Source organism: Kingella kingae (genome assembly GCF_900475905.1).
In the GTDB taxonomy this organism is placed as follows: domain Bacteria; phylum Pseudomonadota; class Gammaproteobacteria; order Burkholderiales; family Neisseriaceae; genus Kingella; species Kingella kingae.
In genome coordinates this window covers 317,493-335,255 of the sequence record NZ_LS483426.1, presented here as the reverse complement: position 1 = coordinate 335,255, position 17,763 = coordinate 317,493, and the positions used below count along the sequence as shown (strand labels likewise).

At 45.7% G+C, this 17,763-nt stretch carries 13 protein-coding genes, 2 tRNA genes and 1 pseudogene; 8 read left to right on the top strand and 8 right to left on the bottom strand.

Annotated features, from left to right (window positions below; genetic code table 11):
• Positions 1-183 precede the first annotated feature (183 nt).
• The 3 genes from DQN52_RS01780 to DQN52_RS01770 all read right to left on the bottom strand — a co-directional run bounded on the left by DQN52_RS01780 (position 184) and on the right by DQN52_RS01770 (position 5,167).
• A complete protein-coding gene (locus DQN52_RS01780; protein WP_003788525.1) occupies positions 184-465 on the bottom strand; it encodes a transposase family protein in 282 nt (93 codons plus the stop codon).
• Positions 466-572: 107 nt separating this feature from the next.
• Positions 573-3,323 (bottom strand): lactoferrin/transferrin family TonB-dependent receptor, encoded by a 2,751-nt coding sequence (locus tag DQN52_RS01775; RefSeq protein ID WP_257003592.1) that lies wholly within the window; start codon positions 3,321-3,323, stop codon positions 573-575.
• Positions 3,324-3,415: 92 nt separating this feature from the next.
• Entirely contained in the window at positions 3,416-5,167 is a 1,752-nt protein-coding gene (locus DQN52_RS01770; RefSeq protein WP_032827835.1) for a transferrin-binding protein-like solute binding protein, read from the bottom strand.
• A gap of 217 nt (positions 5,168-5,384) precedes the next feature.
• Here DQN52_RS01770 and DQN52_RS01765 point away from each other — a divergent pair.
• Positions 5,385-5,930, top strand: a pseudogene (locus tag DQN52_RS01765) (IS5 family transposase); the annotation flags it as partial.
• Between the two features lie 19 nt (positions 5,931-5,949).
• On the opposite strand, the gene DQN52_RS01760 reads toward DQN52_RS01765, so the two are convergent.
• Complete coding sequence (locus DQN52_RS01760) at positions 5,950-6,381, bottom strand: transposase (RefSeq protein WP_111694396.1); 432 nt, start codon at positions 6,379-6,381, stop codon at positions 5,950-5,952.
• Positions 6,278-6,541 (bottom strand): transposase, encoded by a 264-nt coding sequence (locus DQN52_RS11095; protein ID WP_071461654.1) that lies wholly within the window; start codon positions 6,539-6,541, stop codon positions 6,278-6,280. Before DQN52_RS11095 ends, DQN52_RS01760 begins: the two co-directional genes overlap by 104 nt.
• Before the next feature lie 205 nt (positions 6,542-6,746).
• Here DQN52_RS11095 and DQN52_RS01750 point away from each other — a divergent pair, with 205 nt between their 5' ends.
• Both DQN52_RS01750 and dsbD read left to right on the top strand, forming a co-directional pair.
• The gene (locus DQN52_RS01750; protein WP_003788520.1) at positions 6,747-8,378 is read left to right on the top strand and encodes an ArnT family glycosyltransferase; all 1,632 of its coding nucleotides are present in this window, start codon (positions 6,747-6,749) and stop codon (positions 8,376-8,378) included.
• Between the two features lie 143 nt (positions 8,379-8,521).
• Entirely contained in the window at positions 8,522-10,348 is a 1,827-nt protein-coding gene (gene dsbD / locus DQN52_RS01745) for a protein-disulfide reductase DsbD (RefSeq protein ID WP_003788518.1), read from the top strand.
• A gap of 171 nt (positions 10,349-10,519) precedes the next feature.
• On the opposite strand, the gene murA is transcribed toward dsbD, so the two are convergent.
• The gene (murA, locus tag DQN52_RS01735; protein WP_003788516.1) at positions 10,520-11,782 is read right to left on the bottom strand and encodes a UDP-N-acetylglucosamine 1-carboxyvinyltransferase; all 1,263 of its coding nucleotides are present in this window, start codon (positions 11,780-11,782) and stop codon (positions 10,520-10,522) included.
• A gap of 205 nt (positions 11,783-11,987) precedes the next feature.
• Here murA and DQN52_RS01730 point away from each other — a divergent pair, with 205 nt between their 5' ends.
• From DQN52_RS01730 to DQN52_RS01710, 5 genes are all read left to right on the top strand, one after another.
• Complete coding sequence (locus DQN52_RS01730) at positions 11,988-14,042, top strand: UDP-glucose:protein N-beta-glucosyltransferase (protein ID WP_003788513.1); 2,055 nt, start codon at positions 11,988-11,990, stop codon at positions 14,040-14,042.
• 221 nt (positions 14,043-14,263) lie between these two features.
• Positions 14,264-14,962, top strand: coding sequence for a 2-C-methyl-D-erythritol 4-phosphate cytidylyltransferase (gene ispD / locus DQN52_RS01725; protein ID WP_003788511.1), 699 nt, complete (start codon positions 14,264-14,266; stop codon positions 14,960-14,962).
• A gap of 47 nt (positions 14,963-15,009) precedes the next feature.
• A complete protein-coding gene (locus tag DQN52_RS01720) occupies positions 15,010-16,350 on the top strand; it encodes a deoxyguanosinetriphosphate triphosphohydrolase (protein ID WP_003788510.1) in 1,341 nt (446 codons plus the stop codon).
• 122 nt (positions 16,351-16,472) lie between these two features.
• Positions 16,473-16,549: transfer RNA gene (locus DQN52_RS01715), tRNA-Arg, on the top strand.
• Between the two features lie 17 nt (positions 16,550-16,566).
• Positions 16,567-16,641: transfer RNA gene (locus DQN52_RS01710), tRNA-Glu, on the top strand.
• Between the two features lie 63 nt (positions 16,642-16,704).
• Here the strand turns inward: DQN52_RS01710 and DQN52_RS01705 are convergent.
• Entirely contained in the window at positions 16,705-17,328 is a 624-nt protein-coding gene (locus DQN52_RS01705) for a YdcF family protein (RefSeq protein WP_003788506.1), read from the bottom strand.
• Position 17,329: 1 nt separating this feature from the next.
• Entirely contained in the window at positions 17,330-17,677 is a 348-nt protein-coding gene (gene arsC, locus DQN52_RS01700; RefSeq protein WP_032827834.1) for an arsenate reductase (glutaredoxin), read from the bottom strand.
• Positions 17,678-17,763 lie beyond the last annotated feature (86 nt).

The following is a 17,763-nucleotide window of genomic DNA, read 5'->3' as shown; positions in this document are numbered from 1 at the left end:
CCTTTGCCTCTTTTTTTGAATTGTCAATAGCCCCTAGGACAGCCCCAATATTTTTGTTTACGATTGCCAGAGTAGCCATTTTTCTTTATATTTTGTCCTTGGCAGCGAGAACAAGTTAGAGTTATTTCTGTTTTCACACACTCAAATATACTCTGTTCTCGCTGCTTTTTTGTTGGCTATTTTTTACAGCACACTTTTCAGGACACCACCCAATAGGTTACTATCCAAATCAATGAGCAATGTGCGGATTTTTTCGTAACTGGGTGTATTATCTCTATCCCATGCAAGATATTGTTTTAATTCATCAATATTATTAGCAAGGAATGCACCTATTTCGCGATTACCTTTCGCACCGCCCAAAATGGCAACGACAATGACTGTGAGTGTTTTGGCTAGATTATAGCATTTGCCTGCTCCACGTCTGGTATCGGGTATGCGAGCGAAATATTCTTCTAGTGAGTGCATGGTGTTGTCTATTTGGCTGTTTAAACTTCGCGCATTATACTTTTAATTTAAAACTTGTCAGGTCTGAGGAATTCCCTCCCTTTTGGGAGGGACGTTAATAGAATAATTCAGAACTTCATTTCTAGTGTTACAGTATAGTTGCGTCCTGGTGCAGCATATCGGTTATATACGCCAACATTACGGTGCTGATTGACTGCATCGCTTGCTGTTTGTCTAACAGATTCCCAAGTTGTATAACGATAGTTAAAGAGATTGTAGACTCCAGCCCTCAATGTTAGGAATTTTTTGATGTTGTAATAGGCCGACACATCTGTTGTTTTCCATGAACGAGTTCTTTTTTTAGCAGCTTGTTGAGCAATGCTGGTTTCTGCAAGTTGCTTGCTACCCAGTAATTCATTATTTGATTTTGCTTGTGAATAGGTTTGCATTAAGTTTACCCCCCATTGTCCATCTGGCTGATCGTATCCGATTCCAATCACATAACGAGATGGTTGAAGTGCATCAAATAGTGGTGACGTGGACAATGCAATATTGTGTTTGACAGAAGCATTTTTCACTTTCACTTTATTGTATGCAACGGTTGTATAAAGACCATCTGGTAGTTTGTCCCATACTCCATTCCAATAAATTTTACCCAATACATTAACACCACCTAACCGAGCATTTTGACCGTTTAGATAACCATAATCTCCACAAATTTTGTTCTTACCAATTTGACAGCCAAATGTGATGAGATCGCGGTAATCATTATTGAAATAACTGGCTTCTAAATGGCCAAAACTACCTTTTAGAGTGATGCCAGCTTCACGGTTACGCGATTGTTCTGGTTTAAGTTCAGTCTTTAATACGCTAGGGTGTCCATAACGCCAACCGTACATTTCCGAGAACGAAGGTAAACGGAAACCTGTTGAAATGCGATAAGATAAATCCAACCAATTTGTTGGTTTGACGACGACACCAACATTCCACGACCATTTTTTGTGTTGCCCTGTATTTGTGCCATTTACTGTTGAATGTGTTTTGCGATAGTCATATCGCACCCCTATACCTAAATCAAGATGTTTGCCTAAGCGCATGTTATCTTGCAAAGCAAAGTAGTGGCTACTTCCTTTGATGACTCTGCCAGAGCAATCTGAATAGTTTTCAGAGTTACCTCTGTAATTACATTGATCACTTCGGCTAACAATAGTTTTACCTGATGTTAAATAATAGGGGAAATCTTTCCGCCCATTGCGTTTGTTGGAAATGAGTATATCTGCCTTACTTAATGGTCGAGGTAGATCGGGGTTAAACTTCTCCTTTGGATCAATCAGCAAGGCTTGCAAGTAGTAATAGTCATCATGTTGCAAGTCCGATTTGAAGTGATCATAACCAATATTGCCGTTAATTTTGTGTTTACTCCCCGCTAATTCAAATGTTTTTTTAAATGCTGCCTGAAAAACATTGTGTGTTTCAACGTAACTATGGCTGTCAGATTTATAAGCAGATAAAGGTTTATCTGTTGATGGACGACAGTTTTTATCTACATACGGCCATTCTGAGCAATGCACCAGTTGCATATGGCTTTTTAGACGAATATTCTGACGGTCGTAGGAAAGACGAACATAGTCAAACAGTGTATTTTTATCAGGGTTCTCATAAATGTATTCTGGTCCAAAACGAACTTTTGTATGTCTTTCATCATGGAAGACACCTGTTGCATAACGGATACCATAACCGCCATTTGGGTCTAATCCTTCTGTATCGCTCAAAGCGGCTGCAGGATTAGTACCTAAATACCCTGTGCGTTTTCTGAGTATTTTTTTGCTATCTGGCACGAGATAGGAGGGAATACTCATATCGCGCATATCAAATTTCTGTTCGGTATGTTCAACAGTGGCGCCTATATAGTGGCGATTATTAAAGTGATAGCCTGGGCGAAATAGCCACGAGTGACTACCATAATTTAATGGATCAGCAAGGAAACGATTAGGGCCTGTGTAGTCTTGGACCGATACAGTTTCACGTACAATTTCTTCTTTTACAGGTGGTTTGGGATTCATCTTACATACGTCATAACCGCCTACACATTCGTCTGCCATAACAAAATAGCCATTACTATTTTCAGTAGTTGCTTGATAGCGGCTGTAACTTTGTACACCTCTAGCTGCATCTTTATGTCCTTTGATTTCATGACCTTGTCTGTCTGTAAAAATCAATAATCCTTCCAAGCCATTGTCGCTTCGTCCAGCAAAGGCAATGGAATGGGTCAATGAACTATTCTTGCTTGCATAGGCATTTTTAGTCTGCAAGCCCCATGATTTACCTTCGGGAATGATGTCTGCCGCCTGTTTAGTTTGAAACGCGACTGACCCTGCTAGCGCACCACTGCCGTATTCGCTGGAATTGGATCCCTTACTGATTTCAATTGATTTGACGTTTTCATATTCAATTTCGTTAATTGCACCGCTGCCTGCAAATTTATTAGTTGACATAGGAGCTTGCACAATATAGGACTGCGCTTGTGGTAACCCGTCTACAACAAGTGCAACACGATTTCTATCCATTCCACGTACAGAATAGCCTGAACTTGCACCACGCCCTTGCTCAACAACAGTAATACCAGGGTCGTAACGAGTTAGGTCACGTATACCCAATACTTGTTCCTTACTGATACTTTCTGCTGTTTTGACCAGTTTACCCAAGCCAGTTACTTCATTTTCTCTACGATGTTTTTGTTTTTTGGTGGTAACCTTAATATTTTCCAAATTCTGACTTAATGTTTCTGTTGATTGAGTTGTGGTCTCTGCTTGCACAGCTGTGCTTAAAAGTGACAGACAGATAATATTTAAACGAAATACTGTTTTTTGATTCATTATTAAATTTTCCTTAATTTTTCAGGCAGCATGCATCGCTGCCTGAAAATATTTTATTTGGCTAATTTTCCCAATAATCTTTTTATCAAACTTGATTATTTGACAAGTTGTTGGCGTTTAGCACCAAACACAGCAGATACCGCGCCCGATTCACCTGTTAATGAATTGCCATGGAACGAGCCTCCCAACTCACTAGCGTTGTTACCATAAAATCCGCCATTAACAGGCGCATGAATTTTTGTATTTTGGGAATTCAGTTGGTTTTTGGGATCAAGAGTAAAACCTTGGTCAGCGGTTTTTGCCATTCCAGAAAAGCCATTTCCTTTAATAGTTGCATCAATCGTAAATACGGGCTGCATACGATCTTTTGCTTTCAGTTCACCCGTCAAGGTTTTTTTGCCAAAATTGACTTTGAATTCAGCCTGATTATTTACCATATTTGTATCAGTAGTCCAACTTGTACCGTTCACAATATGACCGAACCAGCTACCGCGATATAGTGCTTCTTTGTCTTCAACGGGTATGTCAGATAATGGCGTACGTTCACCCGAAAGGAACATACTGTTTTCTTCTGTTTTTCCAAATGTACCAAATTTGATGTATTCTAAATTATCACAACAAACAGTGGCTTTAAATCCATTTTTTTCAACGTGATTACCATCTAGAGGTATTTCAATACCATCAACAATGAGCTTTTTGATATTGCCAAAATTAACCAGTTTGGATTGGATAAAATTTGAGCCTTTTTTATCAATTTTGTAAGAATCTAAAATAGCTTGTACGTTGGTATTTGTTGTGCCATCTTTTTGTTTTGCACCAAATACCGCAAAGACTTTTTTATCGTTTGACAAGAATTTACCAGCCAACTCTTCTCCAGAGTCGCCATAAAATCCTCCTTCCATGCTATCAGAATCAGCAGTAAAGGGGTGACCTGATGCAGACTTGTCTGTTGCGATAGCCTTACCGCGGAAACGATTGCCATGCAACGTTGCACTTAAATCATAACGTTTAGTTTGTGGAATGTTTGCTGTATTATCGTTAATCCTATTGTTGCGGTATAGTTGCCCTTTCATTGTTTTATTGGCAAAATCGACTGTAAATTCGCTGGTTAACCCAAAATCAGTTTGCCCTTTTTTCGCCTCATTTTGGTTATATAGCACTCCCTCTTCGTTGTAGGACAATGCGCTATATCGATTGGCTGCATATCCCGAGCCCGTGCCGATGGTATCAAATCGCTGTCCATTTTTTGCATCGGTCATATAAGCCCATGTACCTTTGTATTTAACCGTTCCAGTAGCTGGCAACGATTGCGATGGGTTGATACCTTTGTAAAAAACATAGCCAAAAGGTCCATTTTTATAGATGTTTTTAGAGAAATCTATTTCACTGACAGCGTTTTTCAAAAAATAGCCTAAACGTACATATTTAAAATCAGTATAGCCTGTAGTACGACTTTTGCCATCTGAAAAATCAAAAGAGTGTATCTCTTCTCCATTTTTCTTTTGCACCTCTTCTCTTTGTTTAAAATTATCCAGTTCTGTCTCACCATTTAGTTTGATAATGTCTTCTGCTAATAATGGTACATGCTCTTCTTTGTTGCTTGGGTGATTGTTACGGCGTTTTATTTGCATGGCAAAACCCAATTCTGGCTCTTGCATGGCATTTAAGTCTTCCGTTTTACGTTTCTTCGTTGCTTCGTCTTGATATTTGGGTTCAGGTTTAGGTTGATTAGGTTGTGGCTTGGCTGATTCAACCATATCTAAATTGAAACTGCCACCTCCACCGCAAGCAGACAACAATAATGCTGGCGTAAAAATACATATACCTTTTTTTACAAAATTCCTCATTTCAACTCTCCATATTTGAAAATAAATAAAAATGATTTTTATTATTTTATTAATTATTGTATTTTTATGCAAATTAATTTTCTTGCAAGTAACTAGGTCGTGTGGACATTTCATTCAAAAAAGGACTGTCCTAGATAACTAGGGGCTATTGACAATTCAAAAAAAGAGGCAAAGGATATAAGATATTGTTTCCACACAACCATCCTAAACCTTTGCCATGTCCCGAAACACGCTTACAAATGAAACATGGTCAAGACTGTTACCTATTTTGAAACAGCTTGGCATTTATCGCAAGAAAAATTTACGCAAAACAGTAGAAGGTATCCTGTTTCGCTTACGTACAGGCTGCCAATGGGCTGATATACCTAGTTATTTTGGTAAAGCAAACAGCCTTTACCAAAGTTTCAATCACTGGTCTAAACGCGGTATTTTTACCAAATTATTTAAACATTTGGCAGATACACCCGATATAGAATGGGTCTTTATGGACGGTAGCCATATCCGTGTTCATCAACACGGCATGGGTAAAAAATCCATTGTGCATCAAGCTGTCGGTAAGAGTATCGGAGGTCATACGTCTAAAATTCATTTAGCGGTTGATGCTTGTGGTAATCCAATTGAATTTATGATTACAGCTGGTAATGTAAATGAGATTGTTGTTGCGCCTGATTTATTGGCACAATTGGACTTAAGTGATAATGAAACCGTGTGTGCTGATAGAGGTTTTGACAGTGATACTTTTCGTCGGTTAATTCATTCTAAGAACCTGTATTCACAAACAACTATTTGATAAATTTTAATATTTGTGAAATATACCCTAGTTTAACAAAATTTTCAGCAGATAAATTCGTCTGCTCAAAATCTTTTGCTAAACGTCGAGACCAACCTAACCATGCAAACGTTCGTTCTACAATCCAACGTTTGGGCAGAATATGCCAAGAAATATCTTGAATTCTCTTTGAAATCTCAACAGTTAAACCCAATTGCTCTGATACTTCACGCTCAAATGTATTCCGATAACCTGCGTCTGCACAGAAACCTTTTAAACTCGGATAGGTCTCAAACGCTTTTTTTGCTACAAAAATACCTGCTTTGCTTGTTTTTGATGGATTAAACGTTTTTTTGAACCAATGCCAAAAGAATTCTATCCCATAAGCCTGATTGATTGGCTCTGCGATAGAAACTCCATACGGTTGAATAAGGTGGAAAATCATTGGGCAGCATACGCCACTGGCAACCTGTTTTGGTCATGTACAAAACGGCATTCACTAATTGACGTTTATCCCATTTGTAGTGGCGTAGCTGGTTAAAATATGGCTCAATCGCTTGCCATTGGGCATCTGTTAAGTCTGTTGGGTAGGATTTTCTAGTCATAAAGATATTTTATCATTTTTGTGAATACAGGTTCTTAGATTAGGGCAAGGCGACAACGACCGCCGTGTACACCTAGTATATAAGGGAGTCGGCAACGCTGTACTAATCTAAATTTAATTCACTATAAAAGCAGCCTGCACAAAAATCGCGCTCAAACGGCTTTGAGCTATAATCGCATCTTTATTTATTGCTATGGCGATTGCTTATGCTCACCTACACTTCTCGCCCCAAACGCCCCGAACCGACACACGAATATCCGTGGCTGCTGTTGCTGCTGGCTTTTTGCTGGCTGTGGCCAGGCGTGTTCTCGCACGATTTGTGGACACCCAGCGAACCGAACATGATGTTGGCGATTGACGATGCGGCACAGCGCGGTGCGTGGTTGCCCACGGTGTTTGGCGCGGCGTATTTTGATGTGTCGCCGTTGTATGTGCAAACTGCGGCGTGGTTCAAAATGTTGCTTTCGCCTTGGGCTGCCGATGCGTTTTCGGCGGCGCGATTTGCCAGCGTGTTGTTTACCAGCTTGGGCTTGCTCGGCTCGGGCATGGCTGGCTACCGTTTTTTGGGGCGACATCACGGGCGCAGCGTGGTGTTGATTTTAATCGGCTCGGTTGGCATTTTGCCGATTGCTCATTTTTTGGGCGCGTATTCGCCTGTGTTTGCAGGCGTGGGATTGGCGATGTGGGGCTTTTCTATCGCGCAACGTCAGGTGATGTTTTCGGCAATTTTGGTCGCGCTTGGCACAATGCTGTTGGCACAATCGTTGGGATTGTTGGCGGCGTTGGCAATGCTGTTGGTGGCGAGTTTGTTGCCGTTTAGTCCGCATTGGCGCAATCAACGCTATACGGTTGCTTTGGTGGCGATGTGGGCGATTAGCTTGCCCTTGCTTGCGGTGTACCCGATTGCGTTGGCGATTGTTGAACCTGCGGCGTTTGCGGTTTATTGGCAACAACATATTTTTGGCTCGTTTGGTGGCATCAACCAAGTGCAGGCTGCTTTTTCGCTGCATTATTATCTGCAACATTTGCTGTGGTTTGCCTTTCCTGCTTTGCTTTTGGCGATTTGGACGCGCACACGTCAATCGTTTCGCGCCACACCAGCAGGCGTGTTGATGGCGACTTGGTTGGCGGTATTTGGCGGATTTTTGTTGCTCAATCCCGAACAGCATCAAGATTTATTGGTGTTGCTGTTGCCGCCATTGGCACTATCTGGCGCGGCGCAACTGGACAACCTACGCCGCGGTATGGCAGTGTTTCTGAATTGGTTTGGCATTGCGCTATTTGGCTGCGCTGCTGTGTTTTTGTGGATTGGCTTTGTGGCGATGAATTACGGTTTTCCAGCCAAACTTGCCGAACGCGCTGCTTATTTTAGTCCGTATTACACGCGCGATTTAGACATCATGCCGATTTTGGTTGCGCTCTTGTTCACGCCCATGTGGCTGATTGCGATAACGCGCAAACGCATACGCGGACGACAAGCCGTAACCAACTGGGCGGCAGGCACAACGCTGGTTTGGGCTTTGTTGATGACGCTGTTTTTGCCGTGGATAGACGCAGCCAAATCGCATCGCCCCGTTATCCAGCAGTTAATCCAAGCTGTACCCGATGTGGCACACGCCAACTGCTTGTATATTGACCCACGCGACAAAACCGCTCGTTTGGCGTGGCAACAATACGGCACAGGCGCGTACACAATCCAAAACGCATCGTGTCGTTACACCTTGGCGCAATACAATCCGCGCAACGAAGTCGCCCCAGCAGGCAACATCGTGTGGCAAGGCAAACGACCACGCAGCAAAACGGAGTTGTTTGTGTTGATTCACAATGGTGGGGAGTGAGCAATCAACAATCAAAGCAGCCTGCACTTTTGGTCTATATCAAAACGCAGACTGCTTTATCATTTCTTTGCGCTTTTTCGGCTATTAGTCCTATTCAATCCGCTATATAATCCACGCTCATTGTGTAATCCGAAAGCGATATTATGAACAAACTAATCGCCATACTAGGCGCAAGCCTAATCAGCGTGCAACTGGCACACGCTGCCGTGAACCCAGACGATTTATTGCCAGCCGAACAAGCCTTTGCCCCCACTGTGCAGGTGTCCGACCAAGGCGTGCAAGTGCAGTTTAAAATTGCCGATGGTTATTACTTGTATCAAAGCAAAATCACAGCGCAAACCGAACCCGAAAACTTGCTCGGTGCGCCCCAATTAAGCGCAGGCAAAGAAAAAGAAGACGAATTTTTTGGCAAACAAACGGTGTATTACCACAACGCCGATGTGCGCTGGAACTACGCGCAAACCGTGTCGCAGCCCTATAAAATCCACTTGCGCTATCAAGGTTGCGCCGATGTGGGTATTTGCTATCCGCCTGTGGACACATCGTTTGACATCAACGGCAATGGCACATACGGCAACGAAATCAATCAAGCCAATGACGCAAAATCGCTGTTTGTAAAAAAGCCAGCGGGGGCAGCACCAACCGCGCCAGTTGCGCCCCCTTCGTCCGCAGTTGCTGATGATTCATTGAGCGGTCAGCTCAAAAGCAGCCTGCACACTTTATCGCGCGACACATTGGGCTGGAATATTCTGGCGTTCTTCATTTTTGGCTTGGGATTGAGTTTTACCGCGTGTATGTATCCGCTGCTGCCAATTGTATCCAGCATTATTGTGGGCGACCAAAGTAACACACCCAACAAAAAACGCGCGTTTATGCTGTCGTTGGTCTATGTGCAGGGCTTGGCTTTGACCTACACCAGCGTGGGCGTGTTGGCTGGCTTAACAGGTGCATTACTAACCGTGTGGCTGCAACAGCCAATTGTGGTGCTGTCTATGTCAGGCGTGATGATTTTGTTGGCGTTGTCTATGTTTGGGCTATTTAATTTACAGTTGCCAAGCAGCCTGCAAGCCTATTTCCAAAATAAAAGCAACAAATTATCGGGCGGCAAAACCACATCGGTGTTTGTGATGGGTATGCTCTCCGCGCTTATTGTTGGTCCTTGCGTTGCGCCACCATTGGCAGCAGCGTTGGGCTACATCGGCAAAACAGGCGATGCACTGCTGGGCGGCACATTGCTGTATGCGTTGGCATTGGGAACAGGCGTACCGCTCATCATCATCGGCACCTTTGGCGGACACATCATGCCACGCGCAGGTGTGTGGATGAACGGCATCAAATACGCATTTGGCGTGATTTTGCTCGCCGTTGCCGTGTATTTGGCGACACCGTTTTTGCCGTATGCCGCCACCGCCAGTTTATACACCTTATTGTTGATTGCGCCTGCAGTGTTTTGGCTGACCCGTTTGCGCGGATTAAAAAGCAGCCTGCACGCATTTTCCATTGCCGCGAGTGCATTATTATTGATTGGCGGCGCATGGTTTGGCATACAAAGCGCGCGCAGCCAAGAAACCGCGCTGCACCGCTTTTTAACGCTGCACCCACAAGGTGAATCGCACGGACAAAAATTCAGCGATGTCGCACAAATGGAACAAGCCATTGCCGCCTTGCACGCGCAAAACTCCAATCAACCTGTGTTGTTGGACTTTTATGCCGATTGGTGCGTGTCGTGCAAAGAAATGGAAGCGCGAACATTTAGCGATTCGCAAGTGCAGGCTGCTGTGCCAATGGCTAGGCTAATCCAAATAGACGTAACCGAAAACACCGCCGCACATCAGGCTTTGCTCAAACAATATGGGCTGTTTGGCCCGCCAGGTTTGTTTGTGCTCAAAGCAGACGGCAGTCGCAGCGACCCATTGCTGGGCTATGCGAAATCGGACGAGTTTATTGCTTGGTATCAGGCGCGGCAGTAAGTTATGTATAGTGGATTAAATTTAGATTAGGATAAGGCGACAACGCTCGCCGCGTGCAAATAGCACATAAGGGCGTTGGCAACGCAGTATCATTGCAATTTCACTTCACTATAATATAAAAAAGCAGCCTGCACATTCGGTTGATTGAATGTACAGGCTGCTTTTTATGGTTTACCCCACAATCCGTTCAATTTTCGCACCCACGCCACCGAGTTTTTTCTCGATGTGTTCATAGCCGCGGTCTAAATGGTAGATTTGTTCCACAATGGTTTCGCCCTCGGCAACCAAACCTGCCATCACCAAACTTGCCGAAGCGCGTAAATCCGTCGCCATAACCGTTGCGCCCGACAATTTTTCTACGCCTTGCACCAAAGCGGTGTTGCCCTCGGCAGAAATATTCGCGCCCATGCGGTTGAGTTCAGGAACGTGCATAAAGCGGTTTTCAAAAATGGTTTCGGTTACTTTGCAAGTGCCTTCGGCTACGGCATTCATCGCCATAAATTGCGCTTGCATATCGGTTGGGAACGCTGGGTGTTCGGCGGTGCGAATGTTCACGGTTTTGGGGCGATGTGGCATATCAATGCTAATCCAGTCGTCGCCCGCTTCAATAATCGCGCCTGCTTCCACCAATTTGTCCAACACCACCTCCATGGTTTTGGGCGCGGCGTTGCGTAACACCACTTTGCCGCCCGTCATCGCCACCGCGCACAGGAATGTGCCTGCTTCAATGCGGTCTGGCACAACGCTATGTTCCGCGCCGTGCAATTCGTCCACGCCTTCAATAATCATGGTTTGCGTGCCGATGCCTTGAATTTTCGCGCCCATTTTGACCAAGCATTCTGCCAAGTCCACTACTTCTGGCTCAACCGCGCAATTTTCTAGCGTGGTTGTGCCTTGCGCCAAAGTCGCTGCCATGAGCAGATTTTCTGTGCCACCCACCGTTACCATATCCATCACCACACGCGTACCTTGCAATTTGCCTTTTGGCGCAGTTGCTTTTACATAACCATGTTCAATCACAATTTCCGCGCCCATCGCTTCCAAACCTTTTAAATGCTGGTCAACAGGACGCGCGCCAATCGCACAACCGCCAGGCAAGCTCACTTCTGCTTTACCAAATCGCGCTAATGTTGGACCTAGTACCAAAATAGACGCGCGCATGGTTCGCACCAAATCGTATGGCGCACAAGTGTTGTTTACCGTGCTGCCGTTAATTTCAAATTCGCTAATGTTGTCGGTTAAAACGCGCGCGCCCATGCCTTGCAACAGTTTTTGCGTGGTTTTGACATCGGCAAGCATGGGCACGTTTTTTAAGCGCAATGTGCCGCTAGACAGCAAGCCTGCACACATCAACGGCAAGGCGGCATTTTTTGCGCCCGATACGATGATTTCGCCGTTTAATGCGCCATTGGCAGTAATTTTTAATTTATCCATAATGTTAATTTAAACTTTCTGCGGTTAAGTTGATTGAATTGGCGCGGATTATAACGGAATTTACCGTTTTATTGCGGATTGGGTGCAGGCTGCTTTTATCGCCATATAAAACAGTATAGAATTCGCTTGCTTTGTTATCATTTGAATATCATTTAACCGTAGGCTGGGTCATGCTCCAACCTACTCCATAATAGAAAGCCATTCCATGACTCAAACAACCGAGCAATCTATCCCCAGCCTAACTCGTTTTGAACAAGCGGTTAGCAGTCAAAACTACGAAGCAGCCTGCACCGAATTACTCAGCATTCTGGGTCAGCTAGACAGCAACTTTGGCGAAATCCACGGCATTGAATTTGCCTACCCAGTCCAGTTGCAAAACCTACAACAAGATGTAACCATCCATTTTTGCACGCGCATGGCAACCGCCATCACCACGTTGTTTACCAACAAAATGTGGAGCTTAACCGACGACGGCAGAACGCGCTTTTTAACCGTGCAACGCTGGATTAATATGATTTTCGCCAGCTCACCTTATGTCAATGCCGACCACGTTTTGGCAACCTACAACACCAATCCCGAACCCGATTCTTTGTGGAACAACATTCATTTGGACAACAACCAAAGTGCGTTCAACAAATTCGCAGTCATGTATTTGCCCGAATCCAACGTACAGGTCAATTTAGACAGCTTGTGGAGCGTGAATCCGTCTTTAACCGCGTCTTTGTGTTTTGCATGGCAATCGCCGCGCTTTATTGCCACCGAAGCCGCGTTCAATCGCCGTGCCCAAGTGTTGCAATGGTTTCCAGCCAAATTGGCGCAGTTTAATAATTTAAACACGCTGCCAGCCAACATCAGCCACGATGTGTATATGCATTGCAGCTACGACATCGAACCTAATAAACACGATGTAAAAGGCGCGTTAAACCAAGTGATTCGCCGTCATATCTTGGAAGAATACGGTTGGCAAGATTGCGACGTAACCAAAATCGGCAACGCGCACGGCAAACCTGTGATGCTGGTGCTGTTGGAACACTTCCATTCAGGGCATTCTATTTATCGCACGCATTCCACTTCTATGATTGCGGCGCGTGAGCAATTCTATTTAATTGGCATCGGCGGTGCAGCGGTGGACGAAGCAGGACGCGCTGTGTTTGACGAATTTGTAGAAATAGATGCCAAAGCCAGCACCATGGAGAAATTGCAAGCCATTCGCGCCATTGCCACCAAAGAGCAGCCTGCGGTGTTCTATATGCCGAGCATTGGCATGGACTTAATCACCATTTTCGCCAGCAACACACGCATCGCCCCAATCCAAGTCATCGCGTTGGGACATCCAGCCACCACCCATTCCAAATTCATTGAATATGTGATTGTGGAAGACGACTACGTTGGCAGCGAAGAATGTTTTAGCGAAACCCTGTTGCGCCTACCAAAAGACGCTTTGCCGTATGTACCGTCAGCACTTGCACCAGCATCGGTGGAATACAATTTGCGCGAAAACCCAAGCGTAGTACACATTGGCGTCGCTTCCACCACCATGAAGCTGAACCCATATTTCCTAAGAGCCTGTGCCGAAATCAAAGCGCGAAGCAAAGTGCCTGTGCATTTTCACTTTGCCATGGGTCAGGCATCGGGCGTAACCTTTGCCTACATTGAACGCTTCCTAAAAAACTATTTAGGCAAAGCGGTGACAGCCTACCCACATCAATCGTATACCGACTATTTACGCACGCTGCACCAATGCGACATGATGATTAACCCATTCCCATTTGGTAACACTAACGGCATTATTGATATGGTCACGCTAGGCTTGGTAGGCATATGCAAAACAGGCGCAGAAGTGCATGAGCACATCGACGAAGGCTTATTCAAACGCTTGGGCTTACCAGAATGGTTGATTACGCAAACGGCTGATGACTATGTAAACTGCGCGGTACGTTTGGCAGAAAACCACGAAGAACGCCTTGCCTTGCGCCACCATATCATTGAAAACAACGGTTTGAACATGCTGTTTTCGGGCGACCCAAAACCAATGGGGCAAATCTTGTGGGCAAAAGTGCAAGAAAAAATGGCAAAACCAGCCAAAAAAGCCACTGCGAAAGTCGCATCTAAACCAGCCGCTGCGGTTGAGCCAGTAGCCGAAAAACCTGCGACCAAAACCGTCCGCAAAACAGCGAGCAAAAAAGCCGCTGCAACCGAAGCGACAACAGAAAAAGCCGCGCCCAAAACCACGCGCACACGCAAAAAAGCAGCGGAATAAGGCGTAATACCATTCCATAAAAATAATTTAACTTCGTTACCAACTCCCTTTATGTGCTACTTGCACACGGCGGTCGTTGTCGCTTTGTTAAATTACTTTTCTGGAATGGTATACAAACAAAAAGTGCAGGCTGCTTTTGAATACAAAAAAAGCAGCCTGCACTTTTTATTATTATAGTGGATTAAATTTAATTCACTATACAATCCAACAAAATCACACTTATGAAATACCCAGTCCTAATCCCAGCCGCAGGCGTAGGCAGCCGTTTTGGTGCAAGCATTCCCAAGCAATACGCCCAAATCACCCACGCCCCTGTGTTGCAACACACCATTGATTTGTTTACCCAAAACCCACGCATCGGACAAATTGCCGTCATCATTTCGCCCGAAGACGAATGGTATGACAACTGCATCAAGCAGCCTGCACAATGCAACGTGTATCGCGTAGGTGGCAGCAGCCGAGCCGAGAGCGTTGCCAACGGCTTGGCGACTTTGTTGCAACAACAAAAAATATCGCCCAACGACACGATTTTGGTACACGATGCCGCTCGCTGCTGTTTACCTCAGGCTGCTTTGAACCGCTTGCTAGACGCATTACCGCAATGCCCAGACGGCGCGATTTTGGCAATTCCCGTTGCCGACACACTCAAAAGCCAAGACAACAACCAACGCATTGTGCATACCGTGCCACGTGCAGGTTTGTGGCAAGCGCAAACGCCGCAAGCCTTTGTCGCAAGCAGCCTGCACCGCGCCTTGCAAACCGCTGATTTAGAACACATCACAGACGAAGCATCGGCAATGGAACGTTTGGGTTTTGCGCCACAGTTGGTTGAAGGCGACAACCGCAATCTTAAACTCACGCGCCCTGATGACGCAGCTTGGGCAGTGTTTTTGTTGCAGCAAGCGCAGTTGTTAGCGTAAACAAAAAAGCAGCCTGCACTTTCCCATTCCAACCAAAGGAAATCATCATGATGAATTGGAACACCCTGATGTCTGCCACACGCTTTGTCCGCCAGCCCAACGGCGACATCATCGCGCAGCCACATCAAGCCAACGACCCCTATCGTAGCCCCTATCAAACCGATTACGACCGCGTGGTGTTTTCGCAAGCCTTTCGCCGTTTGGGGCGCAAAACGCAGGTTCACCCTTTGGCAAAAAACGACCACACCCACAATCGCCTAACCCACAGCGTAGAAGTTGCCAGCGTGGGGCGCAGTTTGGGCAACCAAGTCGGCGTGATGCTGCAACAAACCCAGCATTTGCCCGCGCACCTGTCGCCCAACGACATCGCCACCACCGTACAAGTCGCGTGTTTGGCGCACGATTTGGGCAACCCGCCGTTTGGGCATACGGGCGAAGACGCGCTGCGCCATTGGTTCAAGCAACCTGCACATCAACATTATTTGGCGGATTTAAGTCCAGCCGAACGCAACGACATTCAAACCTACGAAGGCAATGCCCACAGCCTGCGCCAAATTTTGAGTTTGGAAATGTATGCCCAACAAGGCGGAATGCGCCTGACCGCCGCCGCGATTGGTACGCTCATCAAATACCCGTGGAGCAGCAGTCAGCCGCAAAAAGGGCAACGCAAATTCAACATCTATCAAGCCGAAATGCCGCTGTTTCAAGCCATCGCACACGAATTGCAACTCCCCCAAATCACGCCAAACGAATGGGCAAGGCACCCACTATCATATCTGATGGAAGCAGCGGACGACATCTGCTACGCGCTCATGGATTTGGAAGACGCAGTTAGCCTATCGCTCATCAACGCCAACGAAATCGAACAACTGCTCGCGCCCCTGTGCGATACCGAACGGCTCAAATACGCCAGCAGCCTGCCGCAACGCATCGCCATGATGCGCGGCTTGTCTATTGGTTACGCCATCAACCAAGTCGCGCAAACCTTTATGCAACACCACAACGATTTGCGTGCAGGCTGCTTTGATGCGCACGATTTATTGCACAAAACCGAACCCAAATTGCACGAAACACTCAATGCTGCCAAGCAGTTAGCTCGCGACAAAATTTTCCGCCACCGCAGCAAATTGGTACACGAACTTGCCGCCTTTCCGTGCTTAAATTCCATGTTGGATTTGTTGATACCTGCCGCGCACGCCAAAATCACACAAAGCAGCCTGCACAATGTACAACACAGTTTGGCGTTGGATTTGCTAGAAAAAAGCCCCATTACTGCACAAGACACGCTTTATACCGCATACCTAAAAGTGCTGGATTTTATCGGCGGCATGACCGACAACTACGCCGCCAAAACCGCCAGTGAGCTATCGGGCAGCAATATGCTTTAATTTTGTTTACTTATAAAACAAAGCATTATTATTTTTCCGATAGAATTTACTTTACAACAAACTACCATCTGCGTATGATTGCGTCTTTCTTGATTTGCACAAGCAGTCAGCAACGCAAATAAGCACCCGTAGCTCAGTTGGATAGAGTATTTGGCTACGAACCAAAGGGTCGGGCGTTCGAATCGCTCCGGGTGCGCCAAGAAACTCCTTTATTCCGCGCCCATCGTCTAGCGGTTAGGACATCGCCCTTTCACGGCGGTAACCGGGGTTCGATTCCCCGTGGGCGTGCCAGTTTTTGAAAATCCCTGTCTTTTGGCAGGGATTTTTATTTGTCTATTTTATTCGCATTTCGCATCACGCAAACACATTGGCGATGCGCTTCCCTGCGGACAGCAATTCATACACAAATAGCGAATAGCTTTCTTCTACAAAAAATCGGGCATTATTGTAGCGACTGGTTGGCGTGTGTGATGCGTATGCGTTCAGTTGCAAATCTTGTGCCATATTCATCGCGCGCGCCATGTGATAGGGGTCGGACACAATAATCACGCTATTCAAATGGTGTTTTTTCATTAAAAAGCGCGTGTTTGCTAAATTTTGAAATGTGTCTTTGGAGCGGGTTTCAAACACAATATCTTGGTCAGCAATGCCTTGTTTGATGGCGTATTGACGTGCCACTTCGGCTTCGGTGGCGAATCCTGCTTTGGGTGTGCCGCCTGTAAAGATGATTTTTTTGACGCGCCCTGTTTGATACAAGGTCAGCGCGTGGTTAATGCGTTCACGAAAAACAGGCGACGGTTTGTTACCCCATGCTGCCGCACCCAACACGACGGCTGCATCGGCTTCATCGGGTAGCGGCTGTGGGCGCGAATAGGCATACACTTGCCACACGCACCACAATTGCAGACTGCTTATCAACGCGATACTCAACCCTAATCCGCGTAACCAATATCGCCCAAATTTTCGCATCGCTATCATATTAAGCAGCCTGCACCAAAGCGATAATGTTATCCAAAGGTCGTCCAATGGCAGCTTTGTGTTGTGTCAGCAAAATAGGACGTTCTAGCAATTTAGCGTTGGCAAGCAAAGCAGCCTGCAATGTTTCTTCGCTGGCTTGGGCTAGGTTTTGCTCTTGATAGGCGGCATCTTGGGTTCGCATCATGTCGCGCAGGCTTGGAATGCCCAGTTTTTGGGCGATTTCTTGAATTTCGTTTGCCGATAAAGGTTCGCGCAAATAGAGCCGAATATGCGGATTGAAGCCATTTTCTTGCAACCATTGCAAGGCTTGGCGCGATTTGCTGCATTGGGGATTGTGATACAAAATCATCATACATTCCTTAAATAGGGATAAGCCAAACTATTGTACGCAAAATGCAGGCTGCTTGGGCATCTAGTTGGCATATTTTTCTGCGA